Below are 2,640 nucleotides of genomic sequence, written 5' to 3' on the forward strand. Positions count from 1 at the left end.
GCCGGTCAGTCATCATCTGTTGCTGGATGAACTGGCGGGCGCGGGCTATCCCAGTTTGACCCGCATGGATGACGGCCATGTGGGCATCGTTTACGAAGGAAGCCAAGCGCAGCTGGTTTTCGAGAAGTTCTCGCTGGCCGAACTGGGGATTCCAGCCGCCGTCCGTAGTTGGGCGCATCCGCGCGAATTGAAGACGAAAAAATTGATCGATGCCGGCATCCACACGCTCGACTCAACCCCGATTCCACTCACTTCGAAATCTCTCGCGGACCATCCTGAGTTCACGAGAAATCATCCGTTCGACGGCCTAGCGGTCCGAGCCGCCTTGACCATGACTCCGTCGACCGGGGAAGCGCCGCCGGCGGGCTCACCGGCCTTTGAAGCGCAGCAGGAATGCTGTCTGGATGGTCTGGCTTGGTCGAAGTGGCCGTTGACTGATGAATCGGTGCGGGAGGCCGTCGCTGATTTTAAACGTGTGTCTTGGGGATCGCTGACCGACAATTTTTTGTGGTGGAACTGTCGTGGTGGGAGCGAAGTATTGAAGGGGGATCTGGCCAGCGATGCCGACTGGGAGGTGATTCGCGGCACGGTGCGGTTGGCGGCGCGGGTGTGCCGTGAGGCTGGGTTAAAGGGGTTTTTGTTCGATACCGAGCAGTACGGTTATTATGCGGGAACGAGTCGGCCGTATCCTTTTGGGGTGGGGGATGCTGAGTTATTGCGTCGGCGTGGACGTGACTGGATGGAAGTAGTTCAGTCGGAATTTCCGGAAGTGAGGGTTATGTTTACGTTTGCGTGGTCGCCTGATTTACCGGCCGCGGGATTTCTGGCGGGGGTCAATGATTTTATTGACGGTATGCTGGATGGGGTGGTGGCGCCTGGCCGGTTGATTCACGGCTATGAGAATACCTTTTATTACGGACAAGCGGCGGGATCGAGGTTTACGCAGACGGGGTTTGCTGGCGGGCGCCCGCGTTATGCCGAAGCGAGGGAGGCGTTGCGCGCCTGGCGCAGTTTCAGTCGGCATCCGGCAAAATTTGATGCGTTTGTTGATGTCGGCATGGCGGCGTGGATGGAGAGTGATCCGTGGAACTTGTGGGCTGGTTTCCCTAGCGGTACTCGCGACACGGTTTGGTCGAACGTGCCGCTGGCTCTGGCCTCTAGCGATGAATACGCGTGGTGTTGGTCCGAGCACACCAACTACTTTCACAGCGCCACCGCGGATGATCCGCGGCTGGCGTCACTCAATCCGTTTTTGGCTTCGCTGACCAACCAGACATTGAATACCGGCCGGGAAGCCGCGGTTCGGCTCAGCGAGGATTTTGCCATGGATCCGCTGGCCCGCGGCTGGTATTTCGATTTTGATTTACTGGCGGCCGGGCGCCGTGTCCGGCCTGAGCATGCGGTGTCGGTACTGGCTGAGGAATCGAGCTTTGCGACTTGGTCGGTGGCGGACAAGGCGGTACGATTTTGCGGGGCGGTGCCGACGGCGCCGGGCGAGTGGGAGCGGCCTCGCTTGGGCACGCAGCGTCGGCGGTTTGTTCATCCGATTCAGCCGTTGGCATCGGCCAATGGATTTTCGGCTACGCTGGATTTCTGCATCGACGACTTTGGACGAGCTCCTGAAAACCCCATGGTGCTGGGGATTTTTCACAGTGATGATCCCGTTGATCGACGCGCCTTCACGTTGCGAGTGGCTGGGCCAGAAGTTTTTTCCTGGCATGTTCCTGGGGCGGGTGGGGCGCCGGTCACGACGGTGGCGGCCCCGTTGCAGAGTGGGCGGATTTATCGGGTGCGGTTTCATTTTGAGGCGGCGACTCGGCAGTTTGACGGGACGTTGAGCGAGGTGGCGACGGGGGCGGTGCTGGGCAGCACGTCGGTGGTGTTGGATGCGGCTGGCGATGGATTTGGGGGTGATGAGATTGGGCTGGCGCAGTGGGATGCTGGTTATGGGCTGGCGGCGATAGAGACGGCTTATCGGTACCGTTTGTTGGCCGTGGAGTTTGATGGCCGCTGACGGTCGGGGGGGCGAGGCGGCGGTCCCGCTTCCGATGGCCCGTTGTGATGCTGGTTTTCATCGGGTTGGAGTGCGGCCGGGGAGGGGGAAGTAAAATGGCGTTCTGTTGAGTATAAGAGGTGCAGAGTGGTGATTTCTCTGCGACGGTGAGGTCATGCCATTTCGCGCCCTCGGTCTTGACGACCGCATTCTCCAAGCCGTTCAAGAAGCGGGTTACACTGAGCCGACGCCTATTCAGGCGGCGGCGATTCCCGAAATTCTGACTGGACGCGACCTGACGGGTATTGCCCAGACTGGCACTGGCAAGACGGCGGCCTTTACGCTGCCGATTCTTTCCTTGATGTTGCATCCCAAAGCGGGCGGCTCTCAGCGGCCGGGAGGAATGAAGACGTTGATTCTGGCGCCGACGCGTGAGCTGGTGGTGCAGATTGAGGAAAACCTCCGTGCGTACGCCAAACACGTGCCTCTGAATGTGGCCATGGTTTATGGCGGGGTCGGGGAGCGTCCGCAAATCCGGGCGCTGCGTCTTGGTACCGAGGTGATTGTGGCTACTCCGGGACGGTTGCTGGATTTAATGGGCCAGGGGTATGCCGATTTTCAAGGGTTGCAGCATTTGGTTCTTGATG

2 protein-coding genes are annotated in these 2,640 nt (G+C 59.8%); both read left to right on the forward strand.

Annotated elements, in window-relative coordinates:
- A partial coding sequence (locus AC4DF4_RS18715; RefSeq protein ID WP_490049614.1) for a hypothetical protein occupies nt 1–2,014 on the forward strand: 2,014 nt, incomplete at its 5' end.
- A 154-nt stretch (nt 2,015–2,168) separates the two neighbouring features.
- A partial coding sequence (locus AC4DF4_RS18720; protein WP_490049615.1) for a DEAD/DEAH box helicase occupies nt 2,169–2,640 on the forward strand: 472 nt, incomplete at its 3' end.

The organism is Luteolibacter sp. (assembly GCF_058122085.1).